This window comes from Streptomyces sp. NPDC107575 (assembly GCF_055657265.1).
This window is the reverse complement of the sequence record NZ_JBVKBG010000011.1, coordinates 224,608-238,566: the sequence shown is the minus strand read 5'-3', so window position 1 is coordinate 238,566 and position 13,959 is coordinate 224,608. Positions and strand designations below refer to the sequence as shown.

Annotated in this window: 14 protein-coding genes; 8 read left to right on the top strand and 6 right to left on the bottom strand. The window is 72.7% G+C overall.

All coding sequences use genetic code 11. From position 1 onward, the window contains the following. Nucleotides 1-21: 21 nt before the first annotated feature. Nucleotides 22-729, top strand: a complete 708-nt coding sequence (locus tag ACZ7L4_RS40025) for an SDR family NAD(P)-dependent oxidoreductase (RefSeq protein ID WP_472109981.1) — start codon at nt 22-24, stop codon at nt 727-729. Nucleotides 730-735: 6 nt separating this feature from the next. Here ACZ7L4_RS40025 and ACZ7L4_RS40020 read toward each other — a convergent pair whose 3' ends face one another. The 3 genes from ACZ7L4_RS40020 to ACZ7L4_RS40010 all read right to left on the bottom strand — a co-directional run bounded on the left by ACZ7L4_RS40020 (nt 736) and on the right by ACZ7L4_RS40010 (nt 3,764). Further along, nucleotides 736-1,656, bottom strand: a complete 921-nt coding sequence (locus tag ACZ7L4_RS40020; protein ID WP_472109980.1) for an NADP-dependent oxidoreductase — start codon at nt 1,654-1,656, stop codon at nt 736-738. A gap of 78 nt (nt 1,657-1,734) precedes the next feature. Next, nucleotides 1,735-2,610, bottom strand: coding sequence for an undecaprenyl-diphosphate phosphatase (locus ACZ7L4_RS40015; RefSeq protein ID WP_472109979.1), 876 nt, complete (start codon nt 2,608-2,610; stop codon nt 1,735-1,737). A 155-nt stretch (nt 2,611-2,765) separates the two neighbouring features. Continuing rightward, complete coding sequence (locus tag ACZ7L4_RS40010; RefSeq protein ID WP_472109978.1) at nt 2,766-3,764, bottom strand: ArsR/SmtB family transcription factor; 999 nt, start codon at nt 3,762-3,764, stop codon at nt 2,766-2,768. A gap of 71 nt (nt 3,765-3,835) precedes the next feature. Between ACZ7L4_RS40010 and ACZ7L4_RS40005 the strand changes: the two genes are divergently transcribed. Next, nucleotides 3,836-5,068: an MFS transporter gene (locus tag ACZ7L4_RS40005; protein ID WP_472109977.1), complete on the top strand. Its 1,233-nt coding sequence runs from the start codon at nt 3,836-3,838 to the stop codon at nt 5,066-5,068. Here ACZ7L4_RS40005 and ACZ7L4_RS40000 read toward each other — a convergent pair. After that, nucleotides 4,995-5,711, bottom strand: a complete 717-nt coding sequence (locus tag ACZ7L4_RS40000) for a TVP38/TMEM64 family protein (RefSeq protein ID WP_472109976.1) — start codon at nt 5,709-5,711, stop codon at nt 4,995-4,997. The two genes, ACZ7L4_RS40005 and ACZ7L4_RS40000, sit on opposite strands and share 74 nt — an antisense overlap. 87 nt (nt 5,712-5,798) lie before the next feature. Between ACZ7L4_RS40000 and ACZ7L4_RS39995 the strand changes: the two genes are divergently transcribed. The 3 genes from ACZ7L4_RS39995 (at nt 5,799) to ACZ7L4_RS39985 (ending at nt 8,885) form a co-directional block, all read left to right on the top strand. Beyond that, nucleotides 5,799-6,506: a DNA alkylation repair protein gene (locus ACZ7L4_RS39995; protein ID WP_472109975.1), complete on the top strand. Its 708-nt coding sequence runs from the start codon at nt 5,799-5,801 to the stop codon at nt 6,504-6,506. A 280-nt stretch (nt 6,507-6,786) separates the two neighbouring features. Then, nucleotides 6,787-7,971 (top strand): elongation factor Tu, encoded by a 1,185-nt coding sequence (gene tuf, locus ACZ7L4_RS39990; RefSeq protein WP_472109974.1) that lies wholly within the window; start codon nt 6,787-6,789, stop codon nt 7,969-7,971. 56 nt (nt 7,972-8,027) lie between these two features. Next, a complete protein-coding gene (locus tag ACZ7L4_RS39985; RefSeq protein WP_472109973.1) occupies nt 8,028-8,885 on the top strand; it encodes a spermidine synthase in 858 nt (285 codons plus the stop codon). Here the strand turns inward: ACZ7L4_RS39985 and ACZ7L4_RS39980 are convergent. Beyond that, a complete protein-coding gene (locus tag ACZ7L4_RS39980) occupies nt 8,872-10,179 on the bottom strand; it encodes an MFS transporter (protein WP_472109972.1) in 1,308 nt (435 codons plus the stop codon). The two genes, ACZ7L4_RS39985 and ACZ7L4_RS39980, sit on opposite strands and share 14 nt — an antisense overlap. 162 nt (nt 10,180-10,341) lie before the next feature. Between ACZ7L4_RS39980 and ACZ7L4_RS39975 the strand changes: the two genes are divergently transcribed. The 3 genes from ACZ7L4_RS39975 (at nt 10,342) to ACZ7L4_RS39965 (ending at nt 13,306) form a co-directional block, all read left to right on the top strand. After that, entirely contained in the window at nt 10,342-10,779 is a 438-nt protein-coding gene (locus tag ACZ7L4_RS39975) for a DUF4442 domain-containing protein (protein ID WP_472110029.1), read from the top strand. Between the two features lie 183 nt (nt 10,780-10,962). Then, on the top strand, nt 10,963-12,558 hold the full coding sequence (locus ACZ7L4_RS39970; RefSeq protein WP_472109971.1) for a carboxylesterase/lipase family protein: 1,596 nt from the start codon (nt 10,963-10,965) through the stop codon (nt 12,556-12,558). 91 nt (nt 12,559-12,649) lie between these two features. Then, nucleotides 12,650-13,306 carry a DedA family protein gene (locus ACZ7L4_RS39965; protein WP_472109970.1) on the top strand — a complete coding sequence of 219 codons (657 nt, stop codon included), beginning with the start codon at nt 12,650-12,652 and terminating at the stop codon, nt 13,304-13,306. Nucleotides 13,307-13,389: 83 nt separating this feature from the next. Here ACZ7L4_RS39965 and ACZ7L4_RS39960 read toward each other — a convergent pair whose 3' ends face one another. Further along, a complete protein-coding gene (locus ACZ7L4_RS39960) occupies nt 13,390-13,917 on the bottom strand; it encodes a gamma carbonic anhydrase family protein (protein WP_422479078.1) in 528 nt (175 codons plus the stop codon). Between the last annotated feature and the right edge of the window lie 42 nt (nt 13,918-13,959).

The window sequence follows — 13,959 nt, the reverse complement described above, 5'->3', positions numbered from 1 at the left end:
CCCCCGGCGCAGCCTGGACGCATGACCACCACACTGATCACCGGGGCCAACAAGGGCCTCGGCCGGGAGACCGCCCGCCGCCTCGTCGAGGCGGGCCACACCGTCTACGTCGGCGCCCGCGACCCCGAGCGCGGCCGCCGCGCCGCCGAGGAGCTCGGCGCCCGGCACGTCGTCATCGACATCACCGACGACGCCTCCGTCGCGGCCGCCGCGAAGACCATCGAGGCGGACGGCGGCCTCGACGTACTGATCAACAACGCCGGGATCGAGGGCCGCACCGAAGGCAACGGCATCGTGCTTCCGGCCGACGAGACCGTCGACACCCTGCGCCCGCTGTTCGAGACGAACGTCTTCGGCACCGTCCGCGTCACCCACGCCTTCCTGCCCCTGCTGCGCCGCTCCGCCGCCCCCGTCGTCGTCAACGTCAGCAGCGGTCTGGCCTCCCTCGCAGGGGCCACCGACGCGGGGAACCCGGCAGCCGCCTACCCCGGCCTCGCCTACCCGGCCTCCAAGACGGCCGTGAACATGCTGACCGTGCAGTACGCGAAGGCGTTCCCGGAGATCCGGATCAACGCCGTCGAGCCCGGCTTCACCAGGACCGACCTGAACGGGAACACGGGCGTGCAGACCGTCGAGGAAGGCGCGGAGATCATCGTCCGCATGGCGCGGATCGGGGCGGACGGGCCCACGGGCGCGTACGTCTCCGCCGAGGGGCCGCTGCCCTGGTGAGACCCCCTACGGGCGCAGCACGATCTTCCCGTGCGTGTGCCGCTCCTCCAGCTCGCGGAAGGCCTCGCGCACCTGGTCCAGCGGGTAGCCGCGGGCGATCGGCACCTCCAGCTCGCCGCGCGCGGCCAGCCGGGCCAGCTCGCCGAGCACCACCGCGCTGGCCGCCGCGCCCTCCCCGTACGTCCGGGCGCCGACCCGGCCCGCGACCGCCCAGTCGCGGATGGTGTTGATGCGCTCCGGTGCCACGCCAAGCTCCACGGCCAGCTCGACATATCCCGTGCCGAACGTGTCGATGAACGCGTCAACGCCCCGGTCGCCCGCGGCCTGCCGGATCCGCTCCCGCACGCCGTCCCCGTACGCGAGGGGGAGCACGCCCTTCTCCTTCAGCCAGCTGTGGTTCGGCTCGCTCGCGAGCCCGATGACGGTGGCGCCCTTGAGCCGCGCGAGCTGGACGGCGAACGAGCCGACGCCGCCCGCCGCGCCGGACACCACCACCGTGTCGCCGGGGCGCAGGTCCACGGCCCAGACGCAGGCGTAGGCGGTGGCCCCCGCGACGTACAGCGCACCGGCCACGTCCCAGGGGAGCCCGGCGGGCCGGTGCACGAGGTTCACGTCGTCGACGGTGACGTACTCGGCGTGGCTGGCCCTGCGGTGCGTGAACCCGACGACCTCGTCGCCGACCGCGAAGTCCCGTACGTGCGAGCCGACTTCGACGACGACCCCGGCCAGGTCGCTGCCCTGCCCGGACGGGAACGCGGCGGGCCACCGCTCGTGCAGGAACCCCGTCCGGATGCTCACCTCACCGGGCTGGATCCCGGCCGCCCGCACCTCGACCAGCACCTGGTCGGCCGCCGGTACGGGCCGCGGCACGTCCTCGACCCGCAGCACATCGATCCCGCCGTACTCGTGAAACCGCACCGCTCGCATCGCACGCCCGTCCTGTCGGCTCAACTCGGATGTGGGGCGGAACACTTGGGGAGGCCGGTCTCTTCCCGGCCCGTCAGGTCAGCCCGCCGACTCCGCCGCGTGCGGGCTCAGGACGCCCATGCTCACCAGTACGAACAGGGCGATGCCGAGGGCGATGCGGTAGTAGACGAACGGCATGAAGCTGCGCGTCGAGATGAACTTCATCAGCCAGGCGATCACCGCGTAGCCGACACCGAAGGCGATCACCGTCGCGAACACCGTGGGCCCCCAGGAGACATGGCCGCCCTCGCTCGCGTCCTTCAGCTCGAAGACGCCGGAGGCGAGGACGGCGGGGATCGCGAGGAGGAAGGAGTAGCGGGCCGCGGACTCACGGGTGTAGCCGAGGAAGAGGCCGCCGCTGATGGTGGCGCCGGAGCGGGAGACGCCCGGGACGAGGGCCAGCGCCTGGCACAGGCCGTAGATCAGGCCGTCCTTGACCGAGAGGTCCTTGAGCTCCTTGCGCGGCCGGGCCGCGCGGTGCCTGCCGCCCGCCTCGTCGCGGGCCGCGAGCCGGTCGGCGATGCCGAGGACGACACCCATCACGATCAGCGTCGTCGCCGTGAGCCGCAGATCGCGGAACGGGCCCTCGATCTGGTCCTTGAACGTCACGCCGAGCACGCCGATCGGGATCGAGCCGACGATCACCAGCCAGCCCATCTGCGCGTCGTGGTCGCCCCGCATCGTCTTGTCGGTGAGCGACCTGAACCACGCCGAGATGATCCGCGCGATGTCCTTGCGGAAGTAGATGACGACCGCCGTCTCGGTGCCGAGCTGGGTGATCGCCGTGAAGGCGGCGCCGGGGTCGTGCCACCCGGCGAACGCGGCCGTGAGACGCAGATGGGCGCTCGACGAGATCGGCAGGAACTCCGTGAGGCCCTGGACGAGCCCGAGGATGAAAGATTCGAACCAGGACATGAGGTGGGTACGCGATCCAGGTGCTCGGCGGAACCTGCCGCGAACGCGGGCCAGGCGGGGCGGCGCGAACTCCCGGCACAGCGGGCCCGGGGGTCGCGTGGGGCAGAGTAGCGTTCGAAAGTGACGGGAGCACCACAGGGGAGTGAGCGGGGCCTTTACAGGCCCGGCCGCACGTCCGGCCGCTGTGCCCGAAGCAGCGTGTCTCCGGCCGGCGTACGGAAGTAGAGCACCGAGCGGCCCGCCCGGCGCCGCTGTACGAGTCCGGCCCCGTGCAGCACCTTCAGGTGCCGGCCCACCGAGCCGAGGCCCTGGCCGGTGAGGGCCACCAACTGGCTCGTCGTCAGCGGCTGTTCGAGGAGCACGAGGACCTGGGCGCGGGCCGTGCCGAGGAGCGCCGCGAGTCCGCCGGGCGGCGCCGCCCTGTCCGCGTCCGCGAGGGTGCCCGCGCACGGGTAGACCACCGCGTACCGGTCGACCGGGGTCGCTTCCGGCCATGACACCCAGCCCTGCTTCGGGGTGACCGGCACGAACAGCAGCTGCGTGCCCGCGATGTTCCGTGGCGGGTAGTCGTGGGCGTTGATCCGCAGCCGGCCCTCGCCGAGCCAGCCCATCGTGGGGCGCATCCCGCCGAAGGCCGCCGCCCAGCCGCCGCGCGTCAACTCCCTTGTCCGGGCGAGGACATCGGCCTCGATGATCCGGCGGCGGCGCGGCCACTCGGGCAGCACCGTCTCCCGCCACACCCACGCGAGCAGCGCCGCCGCGCGGTCCGCCAGGTCGTCGGCGCGGGCGAGCGCGTCGGGCAGCGGGCCCGGCGAGGAGACCGCGAGGTTCGCGCGGACGACCTCCGGCGGTGTGGCGCGGATCCGTGCGAGTCCTTCCGCCAGGTCGTCCTCGCGGACGCCGTCCGGTGTCGGCGTCATGAAGTCGGCGATCCACCGTGCCCCGAACGCGGCGTCCAGCAGCAGCGCCGTCGTCGGCTCGGCGGCGAGCCGCGCACGGTAGGCGGGCAGATGGGCGTCCAGCCAGCGCCGCTCGCCGGGGTGCGCAGCGACGGGGTCCGCCAGCTTCTTCAGGCTCGCGGTCGCCTCGGCAAGCCGCGACACGACGAACCGACTCCCCGCGAGCGTGTCGGCGTCGACCTGCCAGATACCCACGACCACCCCCTGCCTTTCGCCGGTGCGCGAAAGATTAACGCCGCCCCCGCCCCGCCCCGCAGCCTCCCCTCATGGACACCTATCGGGACCTGTTCCGCACGCCCGAATATCCCTCCCTCTTCGCTGCCGCGTCCCTCCAGGTCGCCGGGCAGACGGTCGGTGGGCTTGCGCTCGGGTCGCTCGTCTACGCCTCGACCGGATCGCCGCTGCTGTCCGCGCTCGCCATGTTCGGGCCCTCGCTCGCGCAGGTCGTCGGAGCGCTCACGCTGCTCTCGGCGGCCGACCGGGTGCCGCCGCGCGCGGCCCTCGTCGGGCTCGCGCTCTTCCTGGGGCTCGCCACGGCGGCGCAGGCGACGCCAGGTCTGCCGACGGCCGCCGCGCTCACGCTCGTCCTCGTCCAGGGCGTGCCATCGGCGCTCGGCGGCGGGGTCCGCTACGGCATGCTCACCGACATCCTCAGCCGCGACGGCTATCTGCTCGGCCGCTCCGTCATGAACATGAGCGCGGGCGTCTGCCAGATCCTGGGGTACGCGCTGGGCGGGCTGCTCGTCGCCGTGCTGTCGCCGCGCGGCACACTCCTCGTCGCCGCCGGTCTCTACGCGCTCGCCGCGGTGGTCGCGCGGTGCGGACTGACCCGGCACCCGGCGCGCGCCGCCGGGCGCCCGTCCCCGCGCGAGACGATGCGCGGCAACGCCGCCCTGTGGTCCTCGGTACCGCGCCGCTACGTCTACCTCGCGCTGTGGGTTCCCAACGGGCTGATCGTCGGCTGCGAGGCCCTGTTCGTCCCGTACGACACCGAGCACGCGGGCGTACTGCTCGCGAGCGCCGCCCTCGGCATGCTCGCCGGGGACGTCCTCACCGGACGCTTCCTGCCGCCCCGGTGGCGGGCCCGGCTCGCCGCACCGCTGCGGCTGCTGCTCGCCGCCCCGTACCTGGTGTTCGCCCTGCGCCCCGCCCTGCCGTTCGCCGTGGTGGCGGTCGCGCTCGCGTCGGTGGGCTTCTCGGCGAGCCTGCTGCTGCAGGAGCGGCTGATGGCGCTGACCCCGGAGCGGCTGAGCGGGCACGCCCTCGGCCTGCACACCGCGGGCATGCTGACCATGCAGGGAGTGGGCGCGGTGCTCGCGGGCGCGCTGGCCCAGGCGACCTCGCCCGCGACCGCGATGACCGTCCTCGCCGCGGCCTCCGTCGCGGTGACACTCCGCCTCGGCAGGGGGCTCAAGGGGGAGCCGGTCAGTCCGACGGCGCCTGCTTCCGCAGCTGATGACGCTTGCACCACGCCACGACCGCGCCCGCGCACCCCGTGACGACGATGAAGCCCATCGCGATCAGGAAGATGGGCGACGTGGGCGTCGAGGCACGGGCGCCCGCCACCACGTACGCCGCCGTGTTCGGGATCGAGCCGAGCGCGGTGGCGAGGAGGAACGGCACGATGCTCATCCTCGAGATCGACGCGCAGTAGTTCGCCGCCCAGAACGGGACGCCGGGGAAGAGCCGCGCCGCGAGCATCGAGCGGAAGGCGTGCTCGCTGAGCTGCCCGTCCGCCGCCTTCAGCCAGCGCCCGCGCAGCAGCGGCCGCAGCGCGTCCTGGCCGAGCAGCCGCCCGAGCAGAAAGGCGAGTCCGGCGCCGAGCACCGTCCCGCCGAGCGCGCCGAGCAGCCCCAGCTGGGAGCCGAACAGGGCACCCGCCGCCAGATTGAGCAGCGGTCTCGGGACGAACGCGACCGTGCACACCCCGTACGCCACCGCGAACAGGACGACCGCCGCCGCCCCGTTCACCTGGGGCGGCCAGCCCTGCGTGATCAGCTGCTGCGGCTCGAAGAGCAGCACGCACGTCGCGCCCGCGGCGAGCAGCAGCACCAGCAGCGAAAGCCTCGACCAGGGCGACAGCAGCGCCTGGCCGCAGCGGGCCGCGAGCCCGGCGGGACGGGCGGGGACGGTCTCGAACATCCGGGGAGACTAACCGACCCCCACATAAGATCGCCGTAGGTTGTGTCTCACTTTCCCGGCTCTTGCCGCAATTGCGAGGAGCGTCACGTGCCCGTCACCGCGCCGCCGTCCAGCGTTCTCGCCGACACTCTGCTCGCCCGCCTCCCCGAGGTGTACGGCGCCGCCGCGGACCCCGGGCGGGCCGCGCGGATGCGTGCGTACATGAAGGACGTGGCCCCCTTCCTCGGCCTCACGTCCCCCGTGCGCCGGGAGCTGACCAGGGCCGTGCTGGCCGGGACGCCGCGGCCGGACGAGCGCGACCTCACCGCCGTCGCGCTGCGCTGCTGGGCGCTGCCGGAGCGCGAGTACGCCTACTTCGCGATCGACTACCTGCGCCGCCATGTGCGCGGCCTCACGTCCGGCTTCCTGCCCGTCGCGCGCGAGCTGATCACGACCGTGCCGTGGTGGGACACGGTCGACCACCTGGCGGCGCACATCGTCGGTGGGCTCGTCGCCGCCGACCCGACGCTGCGCGCCGACATGGACGCGTGGATCGCGGACGAGAACCTCTGGGTGGCGAGGACCGCGCTGCTCCACCAGCTCCGCCACAAGGACGCCACCGACACCGACCGCCTCTTCGCGTACTGCCTGCGCCAGTCCGGTCACCCCGACTTCTTCATCCGCAAGGCGATCGGCTGGGCCCTGCGCGAGTACGCCAAGACCGACCCCGACGCCGTACGGTCCTTCGTCGCCGTCCACCGGGGCACCCTCGCGCCGCTCTCCGTACGCGAGGCACTGAAGAACGTGGGCGGGTAACTCCCGCCCGGGGCACGGAAAATCGTTCGACGTGGGGGCCCGCGTCGGAGAAGATCTGCCACATGTTCCGGCACGCCTTCCACGCAGCTACGTCCGCAGTCGCGGACGCAGCTCGGGCTGCCGTTCTCCTGACCGCGGCCGCAGCAGACGGCGCGCGAAGCTGACCCTCTCCGGACATTCCGGCGGACCCCGCAGGGGGAGGGTCGGTCCGGCTCAGGGGTCCCCGCCTCGGTACCAGGAGGCTTCACTTTTCTTGTTCCGGAAAGGAACACGGCCAGCCATGCCCAAGACGGCATACGTGCGCACCAAGCCGCACCTCAACATCGGCACCATGGGTCACGTCGACCACGGCAAGACCACCCTGACCGCCGCCATCACCAAGGTCCTCGCCGAGCGCGGCGCCGACAGCGGCACCCAATACGTTTCCTTCGACCGCATCGACAAGGCGCCCGAGGAGGCGCAGCGCGGCATCACCATCAACATCGCGCACGTCGAGTACGAGACCGACACCCGGCACTACGCGCATGTGGACATGCCGGGCCACGCCGACTACGTCAAGAACATGGTCACGGGCGCCGCCCAGCTCGACGGGGCGATCCTCGTCGTCTCGGCGCTCGACGGGATCATGCCGCAGACCGCCGAGCACGTGCTGCTCGCCCGGCAGGTCGGCGTCGACCACATCGTCGTCGCGATCAACAAGGCGGACGCGGGCGACGAGGAGCTCACCGACCTGGTCGAGCTCGAAGTGCGCGAGCTGCTGTCCGCGCACGGGTACGGGGGCGACTCCGTACCCGTGGTGCGGGTGTCCGGGCTCAAGGCCCTTGAGGGCGAGGCGCGTTGGACCGCCTCGATCGAGGCGCTGCTCGATGCCGTGGACACGTACGTTCCGATGCCGGAGCGGTACGTGGACGCGCCGTTCCTGCTGTCCGTCGAGAACGTGATGACGATCAGCGGGCGCGGCACGGTGGTGACCGGAGCGGTCGAGCGCGGCCGCGTGCGGGTCGGCGACCGGGTGCGTGTGTACGGCACCGCCGACGACCTCGAGACCGTCGTCACCGGCGTCGAGACCTTCGGCAAGCCGATGGAGGAGGCGCAGGCGGGGGACAACGTGGCGCTGCTGCTCCGCGGGGTGCCGCGCGACGCGGTGCGCCGCGGGCACGTCGTCGCCGAACCCGGCACGGTCAAGCCCGCCCGGCGCTTCACCGCGCAGGTGTACGTGCTGTCGGCGGCGGAGGGCGGCCGCTCCACGCCCGTCGCCACCGGGTACCGGCCGCAGTTCTATCTGCGTACGGCGGATGTCGTCGGGGACGTCGACCTCGGTGAGGTGGCCGTCGCGCGGCCCGGTGACACCGTCGGCATGACGGTCGAGCTGGGGCGGGACGTTCCGCTTGAGGCCGGTCTCGGGTTCGCGATCCGTGAGGGCGGGCGGACCGTGGGGGCGGGGACGGTGACCGCCGTGGAGTGAACCGGAGTGGGGTCGCGACCGTACTGGTCGCGGCCCCACAGCGGCACAATGTGCACGTGAACGCATCCGATCCCGAGCCGATACCCGTCACCCGCGACGTCGACCACGGCACCGCCAAGCTGCTGCCCGACGTCGACCGGCGGCGGGCCTGGCTGCTCACCGTGGACGGCTCGCCCCAGTCGTACGTGGACCTGGACGAGCCCGCCCACCTGGAGTTCGAGTACGCGCGCCGGCTCGGCCACGTCCTCGACTGCCTCGGCGACGAGGGCGCCCCGCTCGACGTGCTGCACCTCGGCGGCGGCGCGCTCACCCTGCCCCGGTACGTCGCCGCCACCCGGCCCGGCTCGCGGCAGGACGTCGTCGAGGCCGACCGGGGCCTGCTCGCCCTGGTCGCCGAGCACCTGCCGGTGCCGGACGGCACGGGCATCACGGTGCACGGCGGCGACGCCCGGGCCTGGCTGGAGGCGGCGCCCGACGCCTCGGCGGACGTGCTCGTGGGCGACGTGTTCGGCGGCTCCCGGGTGCCCGCGCACCTGACGACCCTGGCGTACGCGCGTCAGGCGGCGCGGGTGCTGCGGCCCGGCGGCACGTACGCGGCGAATCTCGCGGACGGCGCGCCCTTCGCGTTCCTGCGGTCCCAACTGGCCACGTTCGCCGCCGTGTTCCCGAACGTCGCGCTCGTCGCCGAGCCGGCGGTGCTGCGGGGGCGGAGGTTCGGCAACGCCGTGCTGCTCGCCTCCCGCGAGGAGCTGGAGGTGGCGGAGCTGGCCCGGCGCACCGCCCGCGACGCGTTCCCCGCGCGGGTGGAGCACGGCGCGACGCTGCGCCGTTTCGTCGGCGACGCGAAGCCGGTGACGGACGTGGACGCGGTGCCCTCGCCGGAGCCGCCGGGCGGCTCGTTCAGCGTGGGGTGACCTCGGCCTGCGGCGATGTGCCGCCGCCCTCGGCGACCTTGGCGCCGCCCGTCTCGCGCCGCCGCAGATGCCGTACGTCCGGCACGAACAGCAGCACCGCCGCCGTCGCCACGACGACGAGCGCCGCGCATCCCCACAGCGAGGCCGTCCGCCCGAAGGCGGTCTCCGCGGGGCCCGCGAGCGCGGTGGCCAGCGGCACCATCGCCACCGAGCCGAACCAGTCGTAGGCCGAGACGCGGGAGAGCTTCTCCTCGGGTATCTCCTGGTGCAGCGCGGTGATCCAGGAGACGCCGAATATCTCGATGGTGACGCCGCTGACGAACATCACGGCGATCAGCCAGCCGAGCGGCACGGGCACCGCGAGCGCCGCAGACGGCAGGGCGAGCGAGAAGACGGAGAGCGTCGCCGCGAACAGCAGCCGTTGCGGCTTCCACCGCATCATCAGCAGTCCGCCGAGGATCGTGCCCACGCCGAACGCGCCGAGCGCGATGCCCCACGGCCCCGCCCCGCCCAGTTCGTCGCGCGCCACCAGCGGCCCGAACACCGACTCGGCCGCGCCGACCACCGCGACCACGACCGCGAACTGGGCGACGATCGTCCACAGCCACGGCCGGCCGATGACCTCCCGCCACCCGTCCCGCATGTCGGCGAGCAGCCCGCCGCCCGGCTCGCGCGGCGCGATGTGCTTGACGTCGAGGAACATCCGCAGCGCGCCCGCGACCAGGAACGCCACCGCGTCCACGGCGAGCACCCAGCCCGGCCCGAACGCCGCGACCATCGCCCCGCCGAGCGCGGCGCCGCCCACGCCGGCCCCCGACATCCCCATCCGGAACAGGGCGAAGGCGCGGCTGGCCTGCTCGCCGGAGACGGAGGCCATCAGCATGCCCTCGGCCGCCGGATTGAAGAACGCCTGCCCCGTGCCGCCGAGCGCGCTGAGCGCCATCATCTGCCACAGCTTCGGATCGCCCTGGAGGACGAGCAGCGCGAACGCGCCCTGGGAGAGGAAGTTGAGGGCGTTCGCCGCGACCATCACGTGGTGCCGCGGCAGCCGGTCGGCGACCGCGCCGCCGACGAGCAGGAAGACCACCAGGAACAGGGTGCGGGCCGCGGCCACCAGGCCCACGTCGCCGCCGTCGCCGCCCGCGTCGAGCACGGCGAACGCGGAGGCGATCAGCGCGCCGTGCGCTCCCAGTGTCGTGACGACCGCCGAGACGGAGAGCAGCGTGTAGTTCCGTCCGGCCCACGCGGGGCGCAGGCGTGGACGCTTCGGGTCGGGGGTGGCGGCAGAGGTCACGGAGGGACTATCGCCGCCATGCCGCTGAATCGACAAACCGTTTCCCCGGACACCGGGTGATTGGTCGGTCGATGCCCGATATCTCCCGGTTGTTCGGGCGGGAGCGAAGGGATGGCCAAGCTTGCTACCCATGGGTAACATGCGGGCATGAGCGCAGATCAGATGTCCATCGGCGAGATGCTCGCCGCCACGGTGCCGATGGCCCGCACCCTGAACCTCGAGTTCCACGAGACCAGTCCCGAGAAGGCGGTCCTCTCGCTGCCCGACCAGGCCGACTACCACAATCACGTCGGCGGTCCGCACGCCGGAGCGATGTTCACGCTCGGCGAGTCCGCGAGTGGTGCCATCGTGCTCGCCGCCTTCGGTGACCAGCTCTCCCGCGCCGTGCCGCTCGCCGTGAGCGCCGACATCGCGTACAAGAAGCTGGCGATGGGCCCGGTCACCGCCACCGCGACGCTCGGCCGCCCGATCGCCGACGTCGTCGCCGAGCTCGACGCGGGGGAGCGTCCCGAGTTCCCGGTGAGCATCGCGATCACCCGCGGGGACGGGGCCGTGACCGGCGAGATGACCGTTCTGTGGACGCTGCGTCCCAACAGCTGATCTGCGAAGGCCCGCCTCCACGCGGCGAGGAAGGCACTGCCCGATGGGCGGTGCCTTCCTCTTTTTCTTGCCCACGTCGTTGACACGAGTCACTGCCGGTCATAGTTTCCGCTTCGGTCTTGCGGTCTTGCGGTGTCCAACGATGCGTCAGTTCCCTTTCGTCGCCCAGCAGGGAGAAGTGACATGAGACGCGGTCGACTACGTGTGGTGCTCGCGGCCGTGGTGGCGCTGACCGCCGCGGCCCTCGTCCCGGCGCACGCCGCCGAACGGTCCGACGGCCCGGTGGTGCACACCGCGTCCGGCTGGGTGCGCGGGCAGCACACCGGCGAAGGGCGGCAGTTCCTCGGCATCCCGTACGCCGAACAACCCGTCGGCAAGCTGCGCTGGCGCGAACCGCGTCCGGCACAGCCCTGGCGCGGCGTGCGCGACGCCACCGGCTTCTCCAACAGGTGCGTACAGACGTCGAGTTGGGACCCCGGATACGAGAAGCCGACCTACACGGAGGACTGCCTCGACCTGAACGTGTACGCGCCGGACGGGGCGGCGGACCGGCCCGTCATGGTGTGGCTGCACGGCGGCGGGCTCACCGCGGGCGCGGGCGCCGACATCGTTCCCGACACCTTCGCGCGGCGCACCGGCACGGTCGTCGTCACCGTCAACTATCGCCTGGGAGCGATGGGTTTCCTCGCGGCGGCGGGCCTCGACAAGCAGGCGTCCGACGGGGTCTCCGGCAACTTCGGCCTCCAGGACCAGCAGCAGGCGCTGCGCTGGGTGCGTGCCAACATCGACCGCTTCGGCGGCGACCGGGACCGCGTGACGATCGCCGGCGAGTCCGCGGGCGGCCGCTCGGTGTGCACCCAGCTCGCGTCGCCGACGGGGCGTGGCCTCTTCCGGGCCGGGATCATCGAGTCAGGCGCGTACGGGGACTGCGCGGCCCGCGCACACACCGCGGCCGTCGCCGAGGGTGCGCGGTTCGCGGAGAAGGCCGGATGCGGCGAGGCGGCGGACCCGGTCGCGTGCCTGCGCGGCAAGAGCGCCAAGGAGATCCTCGACGCCCAGGACGGATTCGACTGGGCGCCGGTGACCGGCGGCGCCTTCCTGCCCGAACAGCCGGCCGCCGCGATCACCGCGGGCCGCTCGGCGCACGTGCCCGTCCTCAACGGCGCCAACCAGGACGAGGGTCGCCTCTTCGCCTACGGCGCGTACGACGGCCGGGGCACACCGCTCACGGCCGAGGCCTACCCGAAGGCGCTCACCGACACATACGGGAAGGCGACGGGGGAGAAGGCCCTGCGCGCATACCCCCTCTCCGCGTACGGGTCGCCCACCTACGCTTACGCCGCGGCCCAGGGCGACCAGCTCATGGCCTGCCCGGCGCTCCGCCTCGACGAACGGCTCGCGGGGAGCGGGCCGCCCGTCTACGCGTACGAGTTCGCGGACCGCACCTCACCGCCGTTCGCGTCGATCAGGGAGGCGGGCAAGAAGTTCGACTTCGGGGCCACGCACGTCAACGAGGTGCAGTACCTCTTCAAGCACTTCGGTCTCGACTCCCCGCTCAACACCGAGCAGCGGGCGCTCGCCGACCGGATGGTGCAGTACTGGGGCTCGTTCATCAGAGGTGGCACCCCGCGGGCCGACGGCGCGCCCGCCATGCCGGACCAGCGGCGGGCCCCCGGACAGGTGCTGTCCCTGAAGACGTCCGGTGTGGGCGGGATCACGCTCTCCACGGACGTTTCCCGCGAGCATCACTGCACCTTGTGGGACGCGGCGGCGTCATAGGGAGCAGGTAGGCTGCCCGGCGTGCGCGTACCGGAGGGGAGCGCGCGCCGGGTACGGGCAACACATCTGGTGGGTACGGGAGGCGACGTCGATGCACGTCCAGGCATGGCTCGACACGATTCCGGCGGTCGCCGTCTACGCCCTGGTGGCCGGGGTGATCGGCGTCGAGAGCCTCGGCATCCCGCTGCCCGGCGAGATCGTGCTCATCTCCGCGGCCCTGCTCTCCTCGCAGCACGGCGACGTCAACCCGTTCGTCCTCGGGGCCTGCGCCAGCGCGGGCGCCGTCGTCGGCGACTCCATCGGATACGCGATCGGCCGCAAGGGCGGGCGTCCACTGCTCGCCAAAATGGGCCGCAAGTTCCCCAAGCACTTCGGCCCGGGACACGTCGCCACCGCCGAGCGGTCCTTCGAGAAGTGGGGCATGTGGGCCGTCTTCTTCGGCCGCTTCGTCGCCCTGCTCCGCATCTTCGCCGGCCCGATCGCGGGCGTCCTGCACATGCCGTACTGGAAGTTCCTCATCGCGAACGTCCTGGGCGGCGTCGTCTGGGCAGGCGGCACCACGGCCGTCATCTACTACGTGGGCGTGGTCGCGGAGGACTGGCTCAAGAGGTTCTCGTACGTGGGCCTGGCCGTGGCCGTCCTGCTCGGCCTCGCCTCCATGCTGATCGTGAAGCGCCGCGCGTCGAAGATGGCGGCGGAACACGAGGAGAAGGCAGGGGCAGAGGCCGAGCCCGAGCCGGCAAGTTGAGTCACATATCAAGCCCCGCCGGCGATTGAGGCGCGGGGCCCGGGGCAGAGCCCCGCGACCGCACCCCCGTCGCAGGCTGAACGCTACTCGTGCACGCCCCGATGAACCTTCGCCAGCTCCACATAATGCGTCCCGTTGAGCGTCACCATCTCCCGCTCCTCCGCGGACAGCTCACGCCGCACCTTCGCCGGCACCCCCGCCACCAGTGACCCGGGCGGAACCACCATCCCCTGAGGCACGAGCGCCTGCGCCGCGACCAGCGAACCCGCGCCGATCACCGCGCCGTTGAGCACGGTCGCCCCCATCCCGATGAGGCAGTCGTCCTCCACGGTGCAGCCGTGCAGCACCGCGTTGTGGCCGACGGAGACGCGCTCGCCGATCGTCGCCGGGAAGCCGAGGTCGACGTGGACCGTGCAGTTGTCCTGGATGTTGCTGTCGGCGCCGAGCGTGATCGGCTCGACCTCGGACCGCAGCACCGCGCCGTACCAGACGCTCGCCCCCGCGTGCAGCGTGACGTCGCCGATCACCACGGACGTCGGGGCGACGAACGCCTCCGGGTCGACCTTCGGTTCCTTGTCGCCGATGCCGGTGACGAGTGCCTCGTGGGACATGAGGTCTGTGCTCCCTACGTGTCGTACGTGCCATCAGGTGTG